General features: G+C 40.4%; 31 protein-coding genes. 3 read left to right on the top strand and 28 right to left on the bottom strand.

The window, feature by feature from the left end; translation table 11 throughout:
* Window positions 1–99 precede the first annotated feature (99 nt).
* From D8849_RS04855 to D8849_RS04845, 3 genes are read left to right on the top strand one after another with little or no spacing between them, the layout of a single operon-like run.
* Window positions 100–1,140, top strand: coding sequence for an ABC transporter substrate-binding protein (locus D8849_RS04855; RefSeq protein WP_125386357.1), 1,041 nt, complete (start codon window positions 100–102; stop codon window positions 1,138–1,140).
* Window positions 1,141–1,152: 12 nt separating this feature from the next.
* Window positions 1,153–2,244 carry an ABC transporter ATP-binding protein gene (locus D8849_RS04850; RefSeq protein WP_125386356.1) on the top strand — a complete coding sequence of 364 codons (1,092 nt, stop codon included), beginning with the start codon at window positions 1,153–1,155 and terminating at the stop codon, window positions 2,242–2,244.
* Window positions 2,234–3,892 carry an ABC transporter permease gene (locus D8849_RS04845; protein WP_125386355.1) on the top strand — a complete coding sequence of 553 codons (1,659 nt, stop codon included), beginning with the start codon at window positions 2,234–2,236 and terminating at the stop codon, window positions 3,890–3,892. Before D8849_RS04850 ends, D8849_RS04845 begins: the two co-directional genes overlap by 11 nt.
* 102 nt (window positions 3,893–3,994) lie before the next feature.
* Here D8849_RS04845 and D8849_RS04840 read toward each other — a convergent pair whose 3' ends face one another.
* The 28 genes from D8849_RS04840 to rplB form a co-directional block, all read right to left on the bottom strand.
* Window positions 3,995–4,687, bottom strand: a complete 693-nt coding sequence (locus D8849_RS04840) for a histidine phosphatase family protein (protein WP_125386354.1) — start codon at window positions 4,685–4,687, stop codon at window positions 3,995–3,997.
* Window positions 4,688–4,931: 244 nt separating this feature from the next.
* Complete coding sequence (locus tag D8849_RS04835) at window positions 4,932–6,269, bottom strand: PFL family protein (protein ID WP_125386353.1); 1,338 nt, start codon at window positions 6,267–6,269, stop codon at window positions 4,932–4,934.
* A gap of 9 nt (window positions 6,270–6,278) precedes the next feature.
* Window positions 6,279–6,545, bottom strand: a complete 267-nt coding sequence (locus tag D8849_RS04830; RefSeq protein WP_031233450.1) for an ACT domain-containing protein — start codon at window positions 6,543–6,545, stop codon at window positions 6,279–6,281.
* A 264-nt stretch (window positions 6,546–6,809) separates the two neighbouring features.
* Window positions 6,810–7,196 carry a 50S ribosomal protein L17 gene (rplQ, locus tag D8849_RS04825; RefSeq protein WP_000331493.1) on the bottom strand — a complete coding sequence of 129 codons (387 nt, stop codon included), beginning with the start codon at window positions 7,194–7,196 and terminating at the stop codon, window positions 6,810–6,812.
* Window positions 7,197–7,207: 11 nt separating this feature from the next.
* Window positions 7,208–8,143 carry a DNA-directed RNA polymerase subunit alpha gene (locus D8849_RS04820; protein WP_000568988.1) on the bottom strand — a complete coding sequence of 312 codons (936 nt, stop codon included), beginning with the start codon at window positions 8,141–8,143 and terminating at the stop codon, window positions 7,208–7,210.
* 42 nt (window positions 8,144–8,185) lie between these two features.
* Window positions 8,186–8,569, bottom strand: coding sequence for a 30S ribosomal protein S11 (rpsK, locus tag D8849_RS04815; RefSeq protein WP_001118385.1), 384 nt, complete (start codon window positions 8,567–8,569; stop codon window positions 8,186–8,188).
* A gap of 17 nt (window positions 8,570–8,586) precedes the next feature.
* The gene (gene rpsM, locus D8849_RS04810; protein ID WP_000090781.1) at window positions 8,587–8,952 is read right to left on the bottom strand and encodes a 30S ribosomal protein S13; all 366 of its coding nucleotides are present in this window, start codon (window positions 8,950–8,952) and stop codon (window positions 8,587–8,589) included.
* A gap of 17 nt (window positions 8,953–8,969) precedes the next feature.
* Complete coding sequence (gene rpmJ, locus D8849_RS04805; protein ID WP_001808836.1) at window positions 8,970–9,086, bottom strand: 50S ribosomal protein L36; 117 nt, start codon at window positions 9,084–9,086, stop codon at window positions 8,970–8,972.
* A 24-nt stretch (window positions 9,087–9,110) separates the two neighbouring features.
* Window positions 9,111–9,329: a translation initiation factor IF-1 gene (gene infA / locus D8849_RS04800; protein ID WP_001029883.1), complete on the bottom strand. Its 219-nt coding sequence runs from the start codon at window positions 9,327–9,329 to the stop codon at window positions 9,111–9,113.
* 116 nt (window positions 9,330–9,445) lie between these two features.
* The gene (locus D8849_RS04795; protein WP_001050436.1) at window positions 9,446–10,084 is read right to left on the bottom strand and encodes an adenylate kinase; all 639 of its coding nucleotides are present in this window, start codon (window positions 10,082–10,084) and stop codon (window positions 9,446–9,448) included.
* A 149-nt stretch (window positions 10,085–10,233) separates the two neighbouring features.
* Entirely contained in the window at window positions 10,234–11,544 is a 1,311-nt protein-coding gene (secY, locus tag D8849_RS04790; protein ID WP_000465403.1) for a preprotein translocase subunit SecY, read from the bottom strand.
* A 12-nt stretch (window positions 11,545–11,556) separates the two neighbouring features.
* The gene (gene rplO, locus D8849_RS04785; protein ID WP_000766087.1) at window positions 11,557–11,997 is read right to left on the bottom strand and encodes a 50S ribosomal protein L15; all 441 of its coding nucleotides are present in this window, start codon (window positions 11,995–11,997) and stop codon (window positions 11,557–11,559) included.
* A gap of 144 nt (window positions 11,998–12,141) precedes the next feature.
* On the bottom strand, window positions 12,142–12,324 hold the full coding sequence (gene rpmD, locus D8849_RS04780; protein WP_000057241.1) for a 50S ribosomal protein L30: 183 nt from the start codon (window positions 12,322–12,324) through the stop codon (window positions 12,142–12,144).
* Between the two features lie 13 nt (window positions 12,325–12,337).
* Entirely contained in the window at window positions 12,338–12,832 is a 495-nt protein-coding gene (gene rpsE / locus D8849_RS04775; protein ID WP_000874202.1) for a 30S ribosomal protein S5, read from the bottom strand.
* Between the two features lie 17 nt (window positions 12,833–12,849).
* Window positions 12,850–13,206 carry a 50S ribosomal protein L18 gene (gene rplR / locus D8849_RS04770; RefSeq protein ID WP_000624044.1) on the bottom strand — a complete coding sequence of 119 codons (357 nt, stop codon included), beginning with the start codon at window positions 13,204–13,206 and terminating at the stop codon, window positions 12,850–12,852.
* An 83-nt stretch (window positions 13,207–13,289) separates the two neighbouring features.
* Window positions 13,290–13,826 (bottom strand): 50S ribosomal protein L6, encoded by a 537-nt coding sequence (gene rplF / locus D8849_RS04765; RefSeq protein WP_000086640.1) that lies wholly within the window; start codon window positions 13,824–13,826, stop codon window positions 13,290–13,292.
* 300 nt (window positions 13,827–14,126) lie between these two features.
* A complete protein-coding gene (gene rpsH / locus D8849_RS04760) occupies window positions 14,127–14,525 on the bottom strand; it encodes a 30S ribosomal protein S8 (RefSeq protein WP_000245504.1) in 399 nt (132 codons plus the stop codon).
* 213 nt (window positions 14,526–14,738) lie between these two features.
* Window positions 14,739–14,924: a type Z 30S ribosomal protein S14 gene (locus D8849_RS04755; RefSeq protein ID WP_001085697.1), complete on the bottom strand. Its 186-nt coding sequence runs from the start codon at window positions 14,922–14,924 to the stop codon at window positions 14,739–14,741.
* 17 nt (window positions 14,925–14,941) lie between these two features.
* A complete protein-coding gene (gene rplE, locus D8849_RS04750) occupies window positions 14,942–15,484 on the bottom strand; it encodes a 50S ribosomal protein L5 (protein WP_000013542.1) in 543 nt (180 codons plus the stop codon).
* Between the two features lie 23 nt (window positions 15,485–15,507).
* Entirely contained in the window at window positions 15,508–15,813 is a 306-nt protein-coding gene (rplX, locus tag D8849_RS04745) for a 50S ribosomal protein L24 (protein WP_000497691.1), read from the bottom strand.
* A 78-nt stretch (window positions 15,814–15,891) separates the two neighbouring features.
* Window positions 15,892–16,260 (bottom strand): 50S ribosomal protein L14, encoded by a 369-nt coding sequence (gene rplN, locus D8849_RS04740; protein WP_000616545.1) that lies wholly within the window; start codon window positions 16,258–16,260, stop codon window positions 15,892–15,894.
* 25 nt (window positions 16,261–16,285) lie between these two features.
* The gene (rpsQ, locus tag D8849_RS04735; protein ID WP_000440801.1) at window positions 16,286–16,546 is read right to left on the bottom strand and encodes a 30S ribosomal protein S17; all 261 of its coding nucleotides are present in this window, start codon (window positions 16,544–16,546) and stop codon (window positions 16,286–16,288) included.
* 24 nt (window positions 16,547–16,570) lie between these two features.
* Window positions 16,571–16,777 carry a 50S ribosomal protein L29 gene (gene rpmC / locus D8849_RS04730; RefSeq protein ID WP_000772918.1) on the bottom strand — a complete coding sequence of 69 codons (207 nt, stop codon included), beginning with the start codon at window positions 16,775–16,777 and terminating at the stop codon, window positions 16,571–16,573.
* A gap of 9 nt (window positions 16,778–16,786) precedes the next feature.
* On the bottom strand, window positions 16,787–17,200 hold the full coding sequence (rplP, locus tag D8849_RS04725) for a 50S ribosomal protein L16 (RefSeq protein ID WP_000960946.1): 414 nt from the start codon (window positions 17,198–17,200) through the stop codon (window positions 16,787–16,789).
* Window positions 17,201–17,203: 3 nt separating this feature from the next.
* Window positions 17,204–17,857 (bottom strand): 30S ribosomal protein S3, encoded by a 654-nt coding sequence (gene rpsC, locus D8849_RS04720; RefSeq protein ID WP_000529936.1) that lies wholly within the window; start codon window positions 17,855–17,857, stop codon window positions 17,204–17,206.
* Between the two features lie 12 nt (window positions 17,858–17,869).
* The gene (gene rplV / locus D8849_RS04715; protein WP_000818137.1) at window positions 17,870–18,214 is read right to left on the bottom strand and encodes a 50S ribosomal protein L22; all 345 of its coding nucleotides are present in this window, start codon (window positions 18,212–18,214) and stop codon (window positions 17,870–17,872) included.
* 11 nt (window positions 18,215–18,225) lie between these two features.
* Complete coding sequence (gene rpsS / locus D8849_RS04710) at window positions 18,226–18,507, bottom strand: 30S ribosomal protein S19 (RefSeq protein WP_000533766.1); 282 nt, start codon at window positions 18,505–18,507, stop codon at window positions 18,226–18,228.
* A gap of 103 nt (window positions 18,508–18,610) precedes the next feature.
* Window positions 18,611–19,444, bottom strand: a complete 834-nt coding sequence (rplB, locus tag D8849_RS04705) for a 50S ribosomal protein L2 (protein ID WP_125386352.1) — start codon at window positions 19,442–19,444, stop codon at window positions 18,611–18,613.
* Window positions 19,445–19,460 lie beyond the last annotated feature (16 nt).

The raw sequence follows: 19,460 nt of genomic DNA, 5'->3' as shown, positions 1-19,460 counted from the left end.
AGATTTCTTTAAGGTTTTTATTATATCCTATAGGACTCTGCAAATCATAAACATTAAACAAGTCGCGGAGTTAAAATGTTCGTAAAAAAGGAGATTCTTATGAAAAAACTACTATTCTTTCTCTCTTGTGGATGGATATTTCTTACTTTATCAGGATGTTCTTTAACAACAGAAGCGGAAACTAGCTCTGAAAAAGATTCAGATAACACTTTGGTTGTCTACTCGCCTAACCCTGAAGACCTTATCGAAGAGACAATACCTGCCTTCGAAGAAAAATATGGTATTAAGGTTGATTTAGTACAAGCCAGCACGGGTGAATTGTTCAAAAAAGCTGAGGCCGAAAAAGAATCCCCTGTAGCTGATGTCATTTTCGGAGGCTCCTACGCCCTCTTCTCTTCTAACGAAAATCTTTTTGAACCTTATATTTCCCAAGAAAATGACCAGATAATCCCTGAATATCAAAATAAAACCGGATTCTACACGCCTTATACACTTGATGTCAGTGTCATCATTGCCAATTCAGCCCTTACAAAAGATATTAAAATTGAAGGTTACAATGATTTACTCAATCCTAAATTAAAAGGAAAAATCGCTACTGCTGATCCAAGTAATGCTTCTAGCGCCTTTGCACAACTAACAAACATGCTTGTAGATCAAGGTGGATACGAAAATAAACAAGCTTGGACCTATGTGAAAAATCTATTTACCCTAGTAGATGGAAAAATTGCATCTAGCTCTTCAAATGTTTACAAAGCTGTCGCCGATGGGGAAATGGCTGTTGGACTCACCTATGAAGACCCTGCCTTAAAACTCTTAAATGATAGAGTTGATGTAAAAGTCATTTATCCAAAAGAAGGAACCGTCTTTTTACCTGGTAACGCGGCCATCGTCAAAAACGCCAAACACATGGAAAACGCTAAGAAATTTATCGATTTCATCCTTTCTCAAGAAATCCAAGATAAGCTAGGAACTGAAACTACAATCAGACCTATTCGTAAAAATGCTAAAACCAATAAAAATATGAAGGCTATGACAGAAATCAAGATTGCCACCGAAGATTCAGATTATGTCATTAAAAATAAATCCACTATTCTTAAAAAGTACAATGACATTTTTACAGATATCCAATCTAAACAGTAAAAGAGGTTCACTATGAGTGAGATCAAAATTATTAACGCAAAAAAAATCTACCACGATGTTCCTGTTATTGATAATTTAAATATTACAGTTCCCAAAGGAAGTCTCTTTACCATCCTTGGTCCTTCAGGGTGTGGGAAAACGACTCTTCTTCGTATGATTGCAGGTTTCAACAGTATCGAAGGCGGAGAATTTTACTTCGATGATACAAAAATCAATAATATGGAACCCAGCAAACGCAATATCGGCATGGTTTTCCAAAACTACGCTATTTTCCCACATTTGACTGTCCGAGATAATGTCGCTTTTGGTCTCAAGCAAAAGAAGGTTCCAAAAGAAGAATTAGTCCAACAGACCAACAAGTATCTTGAACTCATGCAAATTGCTCAATATGCGGATCGGAAGCCCGATAAACTTAGTGGTGGACAACAACAACGTGTCGCCTTGGCACGCGCCTTAGCTGTTAATCCAAGTGTTCTCCTCATGGACGAGCCACTTAGTAACCTAGATGCCAAACTTCGCTTGGATATGCGTCAAGCCATTCGAGAAATCCAACACGAAGTGGGAATTACAACTGTTTATGTAACCCACGACCAAGAAGAAGCCATGGCTATTTCAGATCAAATTGCTGTTATGAAAGACGGGGTGATCCAACAAATCGGCCGACCAAAAGAACTCTATCATAAACCAGCTAATGAGTTTGTGGCCACCTTTATCGGACGCACAAATATTATCCCTGCCAATCTCGAAAAACGGAGCGACGGCGCTTATATAGTCTTTTCAGATGGCTATGCTCTTCGAATGCCAGCTCTTGATCAGGCTGAGGAACAAGCTATTCATGTAAGCATTCGTCCTGAAGAGTTTATCAAAGATGAATCTGGAGATATTGAAGGAACTATTAGCGATAGCGTCTATCTTGGACTAAATACTGAATACTTCATCGAGACAGGCTTTGCCTCAAAAATTCAGTTTAGCGAAGAATCAACTTTTGAAGAAGATCTACAAAAAGGCGATCGTATTCGTCTACGAATCAATACTCAAAAATTAAACGTCTTTTCTGCAGATGGTTCCCAAAACCTGATAAAAGGAGTCAACCATGGAACGTAAAAAACTAAATATTTGGACAGCCTCCTCTTTCTTCATCTTTCTTACTTATCTTGTCTTTCTCGTTTATCCTATCGTTACCGTGCTAAAGCAAGCACTCATACATGAAGGACAATTCTCACTAGCTAATTTTGTCACTTTCTTTAGTAAAGCCTACTACTCTGAGACACTCGTCAACAGTTTCAAGGTTTCTATTACCGCTACTGTCACTTCCTTAGTCGTAGGAACCTTATTAGCTTATCTCTTTTCCATATATGATTTCAAGGGAAAGAAATTTCTACAAATATTGATTATCATTGCTTCCATGTCAGCTCCTTTCGTGGGAGCCTACTCCTGGATTCTCTTGCTGGGACGAAATGGGGTCATTACTAAATTCCTGACAAATACCCTTCATTTTCCAGCTATCGATATTTATGGATTCAAAGGAATTGTACTTGTCTTTACACTGCAACTATTCCCACTGGTATTTCTATACGTTGCTGGGACAATGAAAAGTATTGACAATTCTCTACTTGAAGCTGCTGAAAGCATGGGTTCCTTTGGATTTAAGCGTATCGTAACGGTTATTTTGCCTCTCCTAGTTCCAACCTTACTAGCAGCTGCCCTACTTGTATTTATGAGAGCATTCTCAGACTTTGGAACACCGATGTTAATTGGTGAAGGATATCGGACTTTCCCAGTCTTGATTTATACCCAATTTATTAGCGAGGTTGGAGGAAATTCTGCCTTTGCATCTGCTTTGGCAGTTATGGCAATTATCATTGCCTTGGCGATTTTCCTTATCCAAAAATACATCTCAAATCGCTACAGTTTCAATATGAATTCGCTCCATCCAATTGAGCCTAAAAAAACAACAAAAGGAAAAATGGCTGCCATTTATGCAACAGTCTACGGAATTATCTTGTTCTCTGTTCTACCTCAAGTCTACTTGATTTATACTTCTTTCCTAAAAACATCAGGTATGGTATTTGTCAAAGGCTATTCTCTAAACAGTTACAGGATAGCTTTCAATCGTATGGGGTCTGCTATTTTCAATACCATTCGTATCCCTTTGATTGCCTTAGTTCTAGTTGTCCTATTCGCAACATTTATCTCCTACCTAGCCGTTAGAAAACGTAATTTGTTTACAAACTTAATTGACAGCCTCAGTATGGTCCCTTATATTGTACCAGGAACCGTTCTAGGGATTGCCTTCATCTCTTCCTTTAATACTGGTCTATTTGGAAGTGGATTTCTTATGATTACAGGGACAGCTTTCATCTTGATTATGTCCCTATCTGTCAGAAGATTACCTTATACAATGCGCTCATCTGTTGCTAGCTTGCAACAAATAGCCCCAAGTATTGAAGAAGCTGCTGAGAGCTTAGGAAGTAGTCGTCTCAATACCTTTGCCAAGATTACAACTCCAATGATGCTATCTGGTATTATTTCTGGAGCTATCCTATCTTGGGTTACAATGATTTCAGAGCTCTCTACTTCTATCCTCCTCTACAATGTCAAAACAAGAACAATGACTGTAGCCATTTATACAGAGGTTCTCAGAGGAAATTACGGTGTTGCCGCAGCCTTGTCAACTATCCTCACTGTTCTAACAGTAGCTTCCTTGCTCTTATTTATGAAAATCTCTAAAAGCAATAGCATTACACTTTAGTTTTCCCCATCAAAAACAGCCGAAAGGATTACCCTCGGCTGTTTTTTCTTATCTTGATATTCCTATCAAATCCCTATTTCATAGCAAGCAAGTCTAGACTGATTAAATAGAGGCTTCCTCCATCTTCTCACGTCCTAGTTCTCGGTAACTACGGTCGCCGACAACTTCTACGCTAAACTGACCGTTCTCATATTCAAGGATTGTCACGCTACCATTATCTAGACCATGAGGATGCATGCCATTAATCAGATACACAATGGTTCCAATGGTCATTCCGTGGCTCACGACAAGAGCATTACCTCCGCCTTGTTCTTCCATTTCTTTAGCAATCGTTTCAAAACCTTCCTTAATTCGGCCACTGAGTTTTTCCCAACCTTCAGCCCAACCAGCTGTATCAACCTCTACCAAACCCTCAGCCAGTTCAGCATAAGACAATTGGTGAACGTGGTCCACATTAAAGATACGAGGAATAATGCCCATGAAAAGATCGCCATCGTAGGCTCCATCAAAACTACCGAAACACCATTCTCTGATACGCTTGTCCATGCGATAAGGGATTTTCCCCTGCAAGCCAAGTTCTTCAAGAATGATTCCCATTGTCTGAATGGTGCGCCCAGAATCACTCGAATAAGCGCGATCAAACTGTAGACCAGATTCTCGCAAACCGATTCCTAATTCTTGAATCCCTCGTTCACCTTCAGCTGTTAAGGGAGTATCGCTCCAACCTTGCGCGCGACCAATCGTGTTAAACATGGTCTTGCCATGACGTACCAAATACAATCGTACTTTTACCATTTTCCGTCCTCCGTTTGCTTCTATTATATCATGGATGATAAAACAAAAGCCACCCATACAGGCGACTTTTGCAGGAGATTATTATGAAAAAGTTTAGGAGTTCTATTAAATAAAGATATTAGATGAAAATCAAATTCAAACTAAATCAGTGTTATCTGTTTCAAATAATATTAGGAGGTCTTTATTTAATGATTATAGTATACACAGCCAACCTTAAATAGAACTTAAAATTTCTCCTATTTTCTTAGTTTTTAAAACTATGAATTGGTGCTGGAATTTGTCCACCGCGAGAGATGAAATCGACAGACGAAGCCCCATTGACCTTCATAACAGGTGCAGTACCTAATAGGCCACCAAACTCAATCATATCGCCTTCTTTTCCTTTTGGAATAATACGAACAGCCGTAGTTTTCATGTTAATGACACCAATTGCAGCTTCGTCTGCAATCATAGCCGCAATGGTTTCAGCAGGTGTATCCTCCGGAATGGCAATCATATCCAAACCAACAGAACAGATAGCCGTCATAGCTTCTAGTTTTTCCAGATTAAGAGAGCCATTTTGCACTGCAGCAATCATTCCTTCATCTTCTGAAACAGGGATAAAGGCACCAGACAAACCACCAACTTGGTTGCAGGCCATGACTCCGCCCTTCTTAACTTGGTCATTCAAGAGAGCCAAGGCAGCCGTCGTCCCATGCGTACCAACTGTTTCTAGCCCCATTTCTTCAAGGACACGTGCAACAGAATCTCCAACAGCAGGAGTTGGCGCCAAACTCAAGTCCACAATACCAAACTCCACACCGAGTCTCTCACTGGCCATTTGACCAACCAATTGACCGATACGAGTGATCTTGAAGGCAGTCTTCTTAACTGTTTCGGCTACTACATCAAAGCTTTGTCCACGAACTTTTTCCAAGGCACGTTTTACCACACCAGGACCAGAAACTCCGACATTGATGATAACATCTGCCTCCCCAACACCATGGAAGGCACCCGCCATAAATGGATTGTCCTCAACAGCATTAGCGAATACAACCAACTTGGCCGCTCCCATATCTGATAGATTAGCCGTTTCCTTGATAACACGTCCCATATCTGCCACAGCCGTCATATTAATACCAGACTTGGTTGAGCCGATATTGATTGACGAGCAGACCTTGTCCGTTTCAGCCAAGGCGCGAGGAATAGAATTGATGAGAATCTCATCTCCCTTTTGATAACCCTTTTGTACCAATGCAGAGAAGCCACCGATAAAGTCCACACCAATCTCTTTCGCAGCCTTATCAAGAGCTTTTGCCAGAACCACATAGTCTGTCGCATCTGTCGCTGCTCCAATCAGAGAAATAGGAGTCACCGATACACGCTTATTAACGATAGGAATTCCCAACTCAGCTGCAATTTCGTCACCAACAGTCACTAAATTAGCTGCCTTGGTCGTAATCTTTTGATAAATTTTCTCCGCAGCACGATTAATATCTGGATCGATACAGTCTAATAGAGAAATCCCCATGGTAATAGTTCTGATATCAAAGTTCTGCTCCTCAATCATAGCAATGGTTTCAGTAACTTGTCTAATATCCATGATAACCTCCTAGATATTATACATAGCTTCGAAAATGGCTGCACTCTGAATATTGATTTTTACATTCAAAGTTTGTCCAAAAGCTTCAAATTCATTTCGCAGATAAGTAAAATCTTGCTTTTCATCACTAGAGACGACAGCCATCATTGTGAAATATTCATCCAAAACAGTTTGAGAGATATCATCGATATTCAAACCTAATTCTGCAATTTTACTAGAAACACCTGCAACAATTCCAGATTTATCTTTACCAACAACAGTTATAATCGCTTTCATAAGCAAACTCCAATTCTTCTTTTAATAGGAAACCTGAACATTAAACAGGGTTCTTTTCAAATAGTATAGCATAATTCTAACTAAAATACTCAAAAACGCCTGCTTACGAAGTTGTTCTTAAGAAAAAAACAATTTCGTAAACAAGCGTCTACTATCCCAACTTATGATGAGTGTTCCCGCTAGGACCGAAATCCTAGCGGTAGACCAGAGCTAGACTAAGAGCACAAGACCCCATCATCATAACACTCAACAAAATTGATGATTTTATACTAATTCGATGATCGCCATTGGCGCTGCATCACCACGACGTGGTTCAGTTTTAAGGATACGAGTGTATCCACCGTTACGTTCAGCATAACGAGGTGCGATTTCTGAGAACAATTTTTGAAGTGCTGTAGTAGAAGTGTACTTATCAGTTGCTTCATCATAGTTTTCAGATGCAATTTCATTACGTACGAAAGCAGCTGCTTGACGACGTGCATGTAAATCACCACGTTTACCTAGAGTAATCATTTTTTCAACAGTTTTACGGATTTCTTTAGCACGAGCTTCAGTTGTCACGATTGATTCGTTGATCAAAAGGTCAGTTGTCAAATCGCGAAGCATTGCTTTACGTTGTGAGCTAGTGCGTCCTAGTTTACGGTAAGCCATGTATTCCTCCTTTATTTATCTTTTAATCCAAGACCCAAATCAATGAGTTTGAGTTTCACTTCTTCCAAACTCTTGCGTCCAAGATTTCGTACTTTCATCATCTCTGCTTCAGATTTTTCTGTCAAATCATGCACAGTATTGATACCGGCACGTTTCAAACAGTTGTATGAACGCACAGACAAATCCAGTTCTTCAATCGTACGATCCAAAATACGATCGTCAGATTCAGTATCAGCTTCTTTCATCACTTCAGTTGACTTAGCAATCTCAGTAAGATTTGTAAACAAATCAAGATGTTCTGTCAAGATACGTGCTGAAAGCCCTAAAGCATCTTCTGGAATAATTGTTCCATTTGTCAAGATTTCAAGGGTTAATTTGTCAAATCCATCATTGCTACCTACACGAGCAGGTTCCACTTGATAGTTGACTTTTGTAACTGGTGTATAAATAGAATCTACAGCAAGTGTTCCAACTGGTGCATTATCCTTTTTATTTTCATCAGCAGGTACATATCCACGACCACTGTTAACAGTCATAGTCGCTTTTAGAGAAGAACCTTCACCGATTGTAAAGAGATAATGATCTGGATTTACAATTTCAATATCGCTATCTGTCAAAATGTCACCAGCTGTTACTTCAGCAGGACCTTCAACATCTAGTTCGATGATTTTTTCGTCTTCAACGTACGATTTCACTGCAATTCCTTTAATGTTCAGAATGATTTGCATCACGTCTTCACGAACACCTGGAACTGTGTCAAACTCATGTAACACACCATCAATATTGATAGATGTCACAGCTGCTCCTGGTAGAGAAGCTAGAAGTACACGACGAAGAGAGTTACCAAGAGTTGTACCGTAGCCACGTTCAAGTGGTTCGATTACAAACTTGCCATAATCTTTATTTTCATCAATTTTTGTTATATTTGGTTTTTCAAACTCGATCATTTAGTTACTCCCTCTTAAACGAAAAGCAGTGTAATGCGATGATTATACACGGCGACGTTTTGGAGGACGAGCACCATTGTGTGGCACTGGAGTCACATCACGAATTGCTGTTACTTCAAGACCAGCGGCAGCAAGCGCACGAATAGCTGACTCACGACCAGAACCTGGACCTTTTACAGTAACTTCAACTGATTTAAGACCGTGTTCTTGTGCAGATTTAGCAGCAGCTTCAGAAGCCATTTGAGCAGCGAATGGTGTAGATTTACGAGAACCTTTGAAACCAAGAGCACCAGCTGATGACCAAGCAATTGCATTACCATGCACATCAGTAATCATAACAATAGTGTTATTAAATGTAGCGTGAATATGAGCAATACCAGATTCGATATTCTTTTTCACACGACGTTTACGTGTTGGTTTAGCCAAGACTTTTACCTCCTATATTATTTTTTCTTACCAGCGATCGCAACAGCTTTACCTTTACGAGTGCGAGCGTTGTTTTTAGTGTTTTGTCCACGGACAGGAAGTCCACGACGGTGACGGATACCACGGTATGAACCGATTTCCATCAAACGTTTGATGTTCAAGTTTACTTCACGACGAAGGTCACCTTCAACTTTGATTGCATCCACTTCACGACGGATAGCATCTTCTTGATCTGATGTAAGATCACGTACACGAACATCTTCTGAGATTCCAGCAGCAGCCAAAATTTTCTTAGATGTTGCAAGTCCGATACCATAAACATAAGTCAATGAGATTACTACGCGTTTGTCATTTGGAATGTCAACTCCAGCAATACGAGCCATGTTTTCTCCTTTCTATCTTATCCTTGACGTTGTTTGTGTTTTGGATTTGCTGGGCAAATTACCATAACACGACCATTACGACGAATAACTTTACAGTATTCGCAAATTGGTTTGACCGATGGTCTTACTTTCATTTCTTATCCCTCCAAGTTTTTCGATTATTTAAAGCGGTAAGTGATACGTCCACGTGTCAAGTCATATGGACTCATTTCGACAGTAACACGATCTCCCGCTAAAATACGAATATAGTTTTTACGAATTTTACCAGAAACTGTTGCTAAAATCTGATGTCCATTTTCAAGTTCAACCGTAAACATTGCATTCGGCATTGTATCAACTACTTTGCCTTCAACTTCAATCACATCGTCTTTTGCCACGCAAAAGCACCTCCATAAATTTCGATTCGATGCCTCTAGACACAGAGACAACAATTATAAGTCAGACTATCTCAGTATAACATTTGTAGCGGATTTTTGCAAGTGTGAAAAACGCTTTATTTCAAATTTGTCAATACTTTTTCGATATCTGAGAAGACATCATTGATATCTTGATTACCTTCGATGTCATGAACCAAACCTTTGGCACGGTAGTGAGCAATGATTGGTTCCCCTTGAGCAATATTCACATCCAAACGACGTTTTACTGTCTCAGGCTTATCATCTTCACGTTGGTAGTAATCTTCTTCTTTATAGTCAACTGGTGGGTTAAAGACCTTGTGGAAAGTTTCTCCAGTTACTCGGTGGATGATACGGCCACTCAAACGTTCCAAGAGGCTGTCAGGGTTCACTTCAATGTTGATGACACCTTCTAGTTCAATGCCAAGTTCAGCCAATGTTTTGTCCAAGGCATGAGCTTGTTCGATTGTACGTGGGTAACCATCCAACAAGAATCCTGTTTCTTTAATATCATCTTGTGAAAGACGTTCTTTTACGATCCCATTTGTAACTTCGTCAGGAACCAATTCACCCTTGTCAATGTATGACTTGGCAAGAACACCCATTTCAGTTTGATTTGCCATAGCAGCACGGAACATATCACCTGTTGAGATATGTGCAACATGGAATTGTTCTACGATTTTTGCTGCTTGAGTTCCCTTACCTGCACCAGGTAAGCCCATAATCAAAAGATTCATGATTTGATCTCCTTATTTTATTTTTAAATAGAAGCAAAAAGTCTTTTCGCCCCTATTTAAAAACAAAATAGAAGAGGGGAGACCAAACTCTCACTAATGTTAGAGTTAAACCTCCACTCCCTCAGCATTTACTGACTTAGTAAATACTTTTATTCTGTTCTGTCCATGAAACCAACATACTTACGTTTCAACAGGTAACCTTCCAATTGTTTGATTCCTTCAATACCTGTAGAGATAATGATCAAAAGACTAGTTCCTCCAAAAGCAACTGCCTCTGAAAGTCCGAAAACGTCTTTTGCTACGATCGGTAAAATAGAAATCACACCAAGGAAGAGAGAACCAACAGTTGCAAGACGACGAAGAAGTTTAGACATATATTCTTCTGTACCTTTACCAGGACGAACTCCATGGATATAAGCACCGCTCTTTTGTAAGTTTTCTGCCGCTTTTTCAGGATTAATCTGTACAAACGTATAGAAGAATGTAAAGAGAATAATCAACAAAGCATACATGGCAATACCAGTTGGTGAAGTTGTTGCCAGCATTTCTTGTGCTGTTCTTACCCAGGCCCAATCATGACCTGTGGCGCTCAAAAACTGAAGAATAGCCGCAGGCGCTGCAGTGATCGAACTTGCAAAGATAACAGGGATAACTCCAGCAGGGTTTACCTTCAAAGGAAGGTAAGAGCTAGATGGAGCACCTTGTGCAACCTTAGTATATTGGATTGGAATTTTGTATTCTGCTTGTTGAACATAAGTTGTAAAATAAATGATCAACAATACAGTAATAATCAAAATGATTACGAAAATGATAGATGAGTTAATACGGCTACTTGGGACGTTCACAAAGTAGTCCACATAGATGCCCTGAATCATCTCTGGAATTGAGGCAACAATCCCGGCAAAGATAATCATAGAAACACCATTTCCGTACCCCTTATCTGTAATTTGCTCTCCCAACCAAGTCACAATCATACTACCAGCTGTTAAGATGATACCAATCATGATAAAGACTTGTGGAGTAAGAGCTGTTTTCAACAATTGAGCTCCGGCTAAAGTATTAAAACCAGCTGTAATCCCGATAGATTGCACAAAAGCGAGAACTAGAGCAATATAACGAGTAGCTTGATTCAATTTTCTTCGACCTACTTCCCCTTGTTTACCCCACTCTACAAATTTGGGTAAAATATCCATTTGCAAGAGTTGGACAACAATAGAGGCCGTAATGTAGGGGCTAACACCAAGAGCAAAAACTGAGAAGTTTTTCATGGCATTCCCTGAGACCAAGCTCAACATGTTTAAGAAGGATAATCCACTTAAAGCATTCAAGCTATTGGCATTCACACCAGGAACTGTAATGCTAGTTCCGATACGAAAGACCAAAACGATAAAAATTGTAAATAAAATTTTTGATCGAACCTGCTTGACTTTAAGAGCTTCTCTTAATAATTTAAAAAACATAGGTCACCTCTCTTAGATGACTTCTACTGAACCACCTTTAGCAGTGATAGCTTCTTCAGCTGATTTAGAGAATTTAGCTGCTTTCACAGTCAATTTCTTAGTCAACTCACCGTTACCAAGAATTTTAATACCTGATTTTTCAGCTTTAACAATTCCTGCTTCGATAAGAACAACTGGAGTAACTTCAGCACCATCTTCAAAGACGTTCAATTGGTCAAGGTTCACAATTGCGTATTCTTTAGCGTTGATGTTAGTGAATCCACGTTTTGGAAGACGACGGAACAATGGAGTTTGTCCACCCTCAAAACCAAGGCGAACTCCGCCACCGCTACGAGCTTTTTGACCTTTTTGACCACGACCAGATGTTTTACCGTTACCTGATGAAGTACCACGACCAACGCGGTTACGTACTTTACGAGAACCTTCTGCAGGTTTCAATTCATGAAGTTTCATTTTTATTTTCTCCTCTTTTGTAAAATGCTAGCGCCGATAAGGGAGAAAAGGTTGTCTCCCCCATCAACTCGCCTATACGACGTCATCATAGATGACTATATCTAGTTTTAGGGGATGGTATAGTGCACATCCCCTAAAAATTCATTAGTTTACTTCTTCAACTGTTACCAAGTGAGATACTGCTGTGATCATACCACGGATAGCAGCGTTATCTTCTTTAATAACAGAGCTGTTCAATTTGCCAAGTCCAAGTGCTACAACAGTTTTACGTTGTGATGGAATGCGTCCGATTGGAGACTTAGTCAAAGTAATTTTAATTTGAGCCATTTTATCCCCTTTCTTATGCCAAATCAGAAACTGAAATACCACGAAGGGCAGCAACTTCTTCAGCGCGTTTCAATTGTTTCAAACCTTCAACAGTTGCACGAACAATGTTGATTGGAGTGTTAGAACCAAGTGATTTAGATGTAATATCTGCCACACCTGCCAATTCCACAACGGCACGAACTGCACCACCAGCGGCAACTCCAGAACCTTCTACAGCAGGTTTCAACAATACTTTAGCTCCACCGAATTCTGAAAGAACTTCGTGTGGGATTGTTGTTCCAACCATAGGAACTTCGATCAAGTTTTTCTTAGCATCATCTACTGCTTTACGGATTGCTTCTGGAACTTCTTGAGCTTTACCAGTACCAAATCCTACGCGACCGTTGTGGTCACCAACAACAACAAGAGCTGCGAAACGAAGACGACGTCCACCTTTAACAACTTTTGTAACACGGTTGACAGCAACTACGCGTTCTTCTAATTCAACTGCATTGTCTTTAAATGCCATTTTCTAGTGTCCTCCTATTAGAATTTCAATCCGTTTTCACGAGCTGCATCAGCCAAAGCTTTCACACGTCCGTGATATAGATATCCACCGCGGTCGAACACCACTTCTGAAATACCTTTAGCGTTTGCACGTTCTGCAACGAGTTTACCGACAGCAACGGCTTGTTCAGTTTTAGTTCCTTTTGAAACTTCTTTATCAAGAGTTGAAGCACTTGCGAGCGTTACACCCGCTACGTCATCAATCACTTGAGCGTAGATGCCTGTATTAGAACGGAATACGTTCAAACGTGGGCGATCAGCAGTTCCAGAGAGTTTTCCGCGAACGCGACGGTGGCGTTTTTGGCGGAGTTTGTTTTTATCTGGTTTTGAAATCACAGTTTTCACCTCTTTAGTTTTAAATCGTGTGCTATGCACAAAGTTGGAAAATAGGTTGGTGGTTGAGACTCAACCACTCAACATTATTTACCTGTTTTACCTTCTTTACGGCGAACGAATTCACCAACGTAACGGATACCTTTACCTTTATATGGTTCTGGCGAACGAAGGCTACGTACGTAAGCAGCTGTTTGACCAACTACTTCTTTTGAAATTCCGCTAACAACGATTGTTGTTGGGTTTGGAAGTTCAAAAGTAATTCCTTCTGGAGCTTCAACTTCGTCTGGATGAGATTTACCAACAGCCAAAACAAGTTTAGATCCTTGAAGTTGTGCACGGTAACCAACCCCGCGCATTTCAAGTTCTTTCTTGAATCCTTCTGATACACCAACAACCATGTTGTTCAAAAGGGCACGAGTAGTTCCGTGGATAGTTTTCATTTCTTTTGAATCGTTTGGACGGTGAAGAGTTACTTCAGTACCTTCCACACGGATTTCAATATCTTTTGAGAACTCACGAGTAAGTTCTCCTTTAGGTCCTTTTACAGTTACAACGTTGTCATTGTTAGTGAGTTCAACACCAGCAGGCAACACGATAACTTTATTACCAATACGTGACATGTTTATTTTCTCCTGTTAAATTGTCAGGCCATAACGGCCAGTTTTCACGGGGTTCAGATACTTATTTAGTTCAAGAGCTGAACTGAACACGCTCTAAGAACTGTGCAAAATAGATAAGTTGGCTTGTTTGTAAACAAACTTCTCCAACTTCCTAATTTTGCTTTGTTCTTTACGAGCTTTGTATCTTGATTTGAGTTCGAGCTAAGAATTTGGTGAAAAAGATAAGTTTGTCTTGGAGCATCGCTCCTGCTACAAACTTCCTATTTTCACTGCATTCTTTTAACGCTCTCACATCATCAATTACCAAACGTAAGCGATAACTTCTCCACCAACATTCTTTTGGCGTGCTTCTTTATCAGTAAGCAAACCTTCAGAAGTTGAAAGGATAGCAATTCCAAGTCCGTTAAGAACTTTTGGAAGGTCTTCACGTTTTTTGTAGACACGAAGTCCTGGTTTAGAAACACGTTTCAAGTTAGTGATAACTTTTTCACCGTTTGGTCCGTATTTAAGGAATACACGGATGATGCCTTGTTTGTCATCTTCGATGATTTCAACGTTTTTTACAAAACCTTCGCGTTTAAGGATTTCAGCAATCCCTTTTTTGATGTTTGATGCAGGTACTTCAAGTACTTCGTGTTTAGCTTGGTTAGCGTTACGAATACGAGTTAGGAAGTCTGCGATTGGGTCAGTCATAACCATTTTGTTTTTCTCCTCTTACTAGTAGTTTGCAAGTTGCACTTGCTAGTTAATGATTGAGCTAGGCTCAGATAGTACTGATACATTCAAATGAGAAAACTCTTATTTGAACACGAGCTACAACCTGGGCAAAAAAGATAAATTGGTTTTGGAGCATCGCTCCTACACCAAATTTCCTATTTTTGCTGTGGTTGTTACGCTCTTTGTATCATGATATTACCAAGATGCTTTTGTTACACCAGGGATTTGTCCTTTGTAAGCTAATTCACGGAAGCAAACACGGCAAAGTTTAAATTTGCGGTAAACTGAATGTGGACGACCACATTTTTCACAACGAGTATAAGCTTGAGTAGAGAACTTCGCTGGACGTTTGTTCTTAGCAATCATTGATTTTTTAGCCATTAGATTTACCTCCTATATTATTTTGCAAAAGGCATTCCAAGGCCTGTAAGCAATGCACGTGACTCTTCGTCAGTGTTAGCAGTTGTTACGATAACGATGTCAAGACCACGAGTTTTGTCAACGTCATCGAAGTTGATTTCTGGGAAGATCAATTGTTCTTTCACACCAAGTGTGTAGTTTCCGCGTCCATCAAATGATTTTGTTGGAACACCGTGGAAGTCACGTACACGTGGAAGTGAAACTGAAACCAATTTATCCAAGAATTCGTACATACGTTCACCACGAAGGGTAACTTTTGCACCGATCGCAACACCTTCACGAAGACGGAAGCCGGCGATTGATTTTTTAGCTTTAGTGATAAGTGGTTTTTGACCTGAGATAAGTGCCAATTCTTCAGCAGCTTTTTCAAGGCTTTTAGCGTTTGATACAGCTTCACCAACACCCATGTTCAAAACGATCTTATCTACTTTAGGCACAGCCATCACTGATGAGTAGTTGAATTGTTCTGTCAAAGCAGGAACTACTTCATTAAGATATTTTTCTTTTAAACGATTTGCCATTATACTTCTCCTTTCCTTCGTGATTAATCAAGCACTTCGCCTGATTTTTTGTTGTAGCGAACTTTTTTACCGTCTACAAATTTGTAACCAACACGACCAGCTACACCATTTTTGTCCAATACTTGAACGTTTGATACGTGGATAGCTGCTTCTTTCTCGATGATCCCACCTTGAGGAAGCTCGTTAGTTGGACGTTGGTGTTTCTTAACGATGTTAACACCTTCAACGATAACTTTGTTTACTTTTGGAAGGGCAGTAAGGACAACAGCTTCTGTTCCCTTATCTTTACCAGCGATTACGCGAACTTTGTCGCCTTTTTTTACAAACATTAGGTTTCTCCTTGATTTTTCTTACGCCCATAAGGGCACCCTGGAGGTAAATCCAGGGGACTAGTTTGTTTCTAAAAATTAAAGTACTTCTGGAGCAAGTGACACGATCTTCATGAAGCCACCTTCACGCAATTCACGTGCAACTGGGCCAAAGATACGTGTTCCGCGAGGAGTTTTGTCTTCACGGATGATAACTGCTGCGTTTTCGTCAAATTTGATGTATGAACCATCAGCACGACGAGCACCTGATTTAGTACGAACGATAACTGCTTTAACAACGTCACCTTTTTTAACCGCACCACCAGGAGTAGCTTGTTTTACAGATGCCACGATAACATCACCGATGTTTGCAAATTTACGTCCTGAACCACCAAGAACTTTGATAGTCAAGATTTCGCGAGCACCGCTGTTGTCTGCGACTTTCAAACGAGTTTCTGTTTGAATCATTTCAGTTTTCTCCTTTCAGGTTTGATTAGATGATGACCGCTTCTTCAACAACTTCTACAAGACGGAAACGTTTTGTAGCTGAAAGCGGACGAGTTTCCATGATACGTACGATATCGCCTTCTTTGGCAACATTGTTTTCATCATGAGCTTTGTATTTTTTAGAGTAGTTAATACGTTTACCATAGACTGGGTGGTTACGTTTTGTTTCAACTACAACTGTGATTGTCTTGTCCATTTTGTCAGATACAACACGTCCAACAAGAACTTTACGATTATTGCGTTCCATTGAAATTTCTCCTTCCCTAGTCTATTATTTCGCTTCAGATTGAACTGTTTTGATACGAGCGATTTGTTTTTTAACTTCTTTCAAGCGAGCTGTTTGTTCCAATTGACCAGTAGCAGCTTGGAAACGAAGTTCAAACAATTCTTTTTTCAATTCGTTTTCGCGCTTCGCGAGTTCTTCTTGAGAAAGACCACGAAGTTCTTTAACAAATTCTTTTACTTCATTAAGTTTCATGCCTTCTCCTTATTCTGCTTCACGTTTTACGAATTTACATTTAACTGGCAATTTGTGGCTAGCAAGACGAAGCGCTTCGCGAGCGATTTCTTCAGATACACCAGCGATTTCGAACATCACTTTACCACGTTTAACTGGTGCTACCCAACCTTCAGGTGCCCCTTTACCAGATCCCATACGCACACCGATAGCTTTAGCAGTGTATGATTTGTGTGGGAAGATTTTAATCCAAACTTTACCACCACGTTTCATGTAACGAGTCATGGCGATACGAGCAGCTTCGATTTGGCGGTTAGTGATCCAGTGGCTAGTTGTAGCTTGAAGACCGTATTCACCGAATGCTACTTCTTTTCCACCTTTTGCTTCACCGCGCATTTTTCCACGGAATTCACGACGGTGTTTAACACGTTTAGGTACTAACATTGGTTATTTACCTCCTTTAGTGTTTTTGCGAGCTGGAAGAACTTCACCACGGTAGATCCATACTTTAACACCAAGTTTACCGTATGTAGTATCTGCTTCTTCCCAAGCGTAATCGATATCTGCACGAAGTGTGTGAAGTGGAACAGTTCCTTCAGAGTATCCTTCAGCACGGGCGATATCTGCACCGTTCAAACGACCTGATACTTGAGTTTTGATTCCTTTAGCTCCAGCACGCATTGCACGTTGGATTGCTTGTTTTTGTGCACGACGGAAAGCAACACGTTGCTCCAATTGACGAGCAATACCTTCACCTACAAGGTGAGCATCCAAATCAGGTTGTTTGATTTCGATGATGTTGATGTGTACTTGTTTTCCAGTCAATTTGTTAAGTTTTGCGCGGAGTGCATCAACGTTAGCACCACCTTTACCGATAACCATACCTGGTTTAGCAGTGTGAAGTGAAACGTTAACTTTGTTTACTGCGCGTTCGATTTCGATAGTTGAAACTGCTGCGTCAGCAAGTTCTTTTTGAACGAATTTACGGATTGCAAGATCTTCATGAAGGTAATCCGCGTATTCTTTTTCAGCATACCATTTGGCATCCCAATCACGGATGATGCCGACACGCATACCAATTGGATGTACTTTTTGACCCACGATTTTACCTCCTTATTTTTCTGCAACAGCTACAGTGATGTGAGCTGTACGTTTGTTGATTGGTGAAGCTGAACCTTTCGCACGTGGACGGAAACGTTTCATTGTTGGTCCTTCGTTTGCGAATGCTTCAGATACTACCAAGTTAGCTTTATCCAAACCAAAGTTGTTTTCAGCGTTAGCTACAGCTGAGTTCAAAACTTTCAAGATGATTTCAGCAGCTTTGTTTGGAGTGAATGTCAAGATTGCGATTGCATCGGCTACGCTTTTACCACGGATGTTATCAAGAACAAGACGTGATTTACGAGGTGAAACACGTACTGTACGAGCCATTGCTTTAGCTGAAGTAATTTCTGCCATTTATGTTCTCCTTATTTTCTACGTGTTTTCTTGTCGTCTGCAGCGTGACCTTTGTAAGTACGAGTTGGTGCAAATTCACCAAGTTTGTGACCTACCATGTCTTCTTGGATGTAAACAGGTACGTGTTTACGACCGTCATAAACTGCAATAGTGTAACCAATGAAACTTGGGAAGATCGTTGAACGACGTGACCAAGTTTTAATAACTTTTTTCTTTTCGTCGTTAGCTTGAGCTTCAACTTTTTTCATCAAATGCTCATCGACGAAAGGTCCTTTTTTAAGACTGCGTCCCATTTTTATATTTTCTCCTTTAAATGTTGTACCACAGCGGCTTGCGCTCCTATGGAGCGCTACCGAGCTGGCGGATTTACTAGTTACTTAAGCGACTAGTTTAATATTATTTCTCGTTGCGACGACGAACGATAAGTTTGTCAGATTTCGCTTTCTTGTTACGAGTTTTAAGACCAAGAGCAGGTTTGCCCCATGGAGTAGATGGTGCTTTACGACCAACTGGTGCTTTACCTTCACCACCACCGTGTGGGTGATCGTTAGGGTTCATTACAGAACCACGAACTGTTGGGCGGATACCTTTCCAACGGCTACGTCCTGCTTTACCAAGGTTTACAAGTCCGTGTTGTTCGTTTCCGACAACACCAACTGTAGCACGGCAAGTTCCAAGAATCATACGAACTTCACCTGATTGAAGACGAACAAGAACGTATTTACCTTCAGAACCCAATACTTGAGCAGATGCACCAGCAGCACGTACCAATTCACCACCACGACCTGGTTTCAACTCGATGTTGTGGATCAAAGTACCAACTGGGATGTTAGCAAGTGGAAGAGCGTTTCCGACTTTGATATCTGCTTCTGGACCTGAAATGATACGTTGACCTACTTCAAGACCTTTTGGAGCGATGATGTATGCTTTCACACCGTCAGTGTAGTGTACAAGAGCGATGTTTGCAGAACGGTTTGGATCGTACTCGATTGTTTTAACAACTGCTTCAACGTTGTCTTTGTTACGTTTGAAGTCAACCAAACGGTAGAAACGTTTGTGTCCACCACCTTGGTGACGAACTGTGATACGACCGTTGTTATTACGACCAGCCTTGCTCTTCAATGCAACAAGCAATGATTTTTCAGGAGCGCTTGTTGTGATTTCAGCGAAATCCAAAGAAGTCATATTACGGCGACCGTTTGTTGTTGGTTTATAAACACGAATTCCCACGATATTTCCTCCTTAG

Source organism: Streptococcus mitis, assembly GCF_003942765.1.
GTDB lineage: Bacteria > Bacillota > Bacilli > Lactobacillales > Streptococcaceae > Streptococcus > Streptococcus mitis_BE.
The sequence above is the reverse complement of the archived record's forward strand: the minus strand, read 5'-3'. Positions and strand labels throughout refer to the sequence as shown.

What these genes read in the sequence shown, in the direction of transcription:
- D8849_RS04855 (WP_125386357.1), top strand. Translation starts at nt 100, where the DNA reads ATGAAAAAACTACTATTCTTTCTCTCTTGTGGATGGATATTTCTTACT.
- D8849_RS04850 (WP_125386356.1), top strand. Translation starts at nt 1,153, where the DNA reads ATGAGTGAGATCAAAATTATTAACGCAAAAAAAATCTACCACGATGTT.
- D8849_RS04845 (WP_125386355.1), top strand. Translation starts at nt 2,234, where the DNA reads ATGGAACGTAAAAAACTAAATATTTGGACAGCCTCCTCTTTCTTCATC.
- D8849_RS04840 (WP_125386354.1), bottom strand. Translation starts at nt 4,687, where the DNA reads ATGGTAAAAGTACGATTGTATTTGGTACGTCATGGCAAGACCATGTTT.
- D8849_RS04835 (WP_125386353.1), bottom strand. Translation starts at nt 6,269, where the DNA reads ATGGATATTAGACAAGTTACTGAAACCATTGCTATGATTGAGGAGCAG.
- D8849_RS04830 (WP_031233450.1), bottom strand. Translation starts at nt 6,545, where the DNA reads ATGAAAGCGATTATAACTGTTGTTGGTAAAGATAAATCTGGAATTGTT.
- rplQ (WP_000331493.1), bottom strand. Translation starts at nt 7,196, where the DNA reads ATGGCTTACCGTAAACTAGGACGCACTAGCTCACAACGTAAAGCAATG.
- D8849_RS04820 (WP_000568988.1), bottom strand. Translation starts at nt 8,143, where the DNA reads ATGATCGAGTTTGAAAAACCAAATATAACAAAAATTGATGAAAATAAA.
- rpsM (WP_000090781.1), bottom strand. Translation starts at nt 8,952, where the DNA reads ATGGCTCGTATTGCTGGAGTTGACATTCCAAATGACAAACGCGTAGTA.
- rpmJ (WP_001808836.1), bottom strand. Translation starts at nt 9,086, where the DNA reads ATGAAAGTAAGACCATCGGTCAAACCAATTTGCGAATACTGTAAAGTT.
- D8849_RS04795 (WP_001050436.1), bottom strand. Translation starts at nt 10,084, where the DNA reads ATGAATCTTTTGATTATGGGCTTACCTGGTGCAGGTAAGGGAACTCAA.
- secY (WP_000465403.1), bottom strand. Translation starts at nt 11,544, where the DNA reads ATGTTTTTTAAATTATTAAGAGAAGCTCTTAAAGTCAAGCAGGTTCGA.
- rplO (WP_000766087.1), bottom strand. Translation starts at nt 11,997, where the DNA reads ATGAAACTTCATGAATTGAAACCTGCAGAAGGTTCTCGTAAAGTACGT.
- rpmD (WP_000057241.1), bottom strand. Translation starts at nt 12,324, where the DNA reads ATGGCTCAAATTAAAATTACTTTGACTAAGTCTCCAATCGGACGCATT.
- rpsE (WP_000874202.1), bottom strand. Translation starts at nt 12,832, where the DNA reads ATGGCATTTAAAGACAATGCAGTTGAATTAGAAGAACGCGTAGTTGCT.
- rplF (WP_000086640.1), bottom strand. Translation starts at nt 13,826, where the DNA reads ATGTCACGTATTGGTAATAAAGTTATCGTGTTGCCTGCTGGTGTTGAA.
- rpsH (WP_000245504.1), bottom strand. Translation starts at nt 14,525, where the DNA reads ATGGTTATGACTGACCCAATCGCAGACTTCCTAACTCGTATTCGTAAC.
- D8849_RS04755 (WP_001085697.1), bottom strand. Translation starts at nt 14,924, where the DNA reads ATGGCTAAAAAATCAATGATTGCTAAGAACAAACGTCCAGCGAAGTTC.
- rplE (WP_000013542.1), bottom strand. Translation starts at nt 15,484, where the DNA reads ATGGCAAATCGTTTAAAAGAAAAATATCTTAATGAAGTAGTTCCTGCT.
- rplX (WP_000497691.1), bottom strand. Translation starts at nt 15,813, where the DNA reads ATGTTTGTAAAAAAAGGCGACAAAGTTCGCGTAATCGCTGGTAAAGAT.
- rplN (WP_000616545.1), bottom strand. Translation starts at nt 16,260, where the DNA reads ATGATTCAAACAGAAACTCGTTTGAAAGTCGCAGACAACAGCGGTGCT.
- rpsQ (WP_000440801.1), bottom strand. Translation starts at nt 16,546, where the DNA reads ATGGAACGCAATAATCGTAAAGTTCTTGTTGGACGTGTTGTATCTGAC.
- rpmC (WP_000772918.1), bottom strand. Translation starts at nt 16,777, where the DNA reads ATGAAACTTAATGAAGTAAAAGAATTTGTTAAAGAACTTCGTGGTCTT.
- rplP (WP_000960946.1), bottom strand. Translation starts at nt 17,200, where the DNA reads ATGTTAGTACCTAAACGTGTTAAACACCGTCGTGAATTCCGTGGAAAA.
- rplV (WP_000818137.1), bottom strand. Translation starts at nt 18,214, where the DNA reads ATGGCAGAAATTACTTCAGCTAAAGCAATGGCTCGTACAGTACGTGTT.
- rpsS (WP_000533766.1), bottom strand. Translation starts at nt 18,507, where the DNA reads ATGGGACGCAGTCTTAAAAAAGGACCTTTCGTCGATGAGCATTTGATG.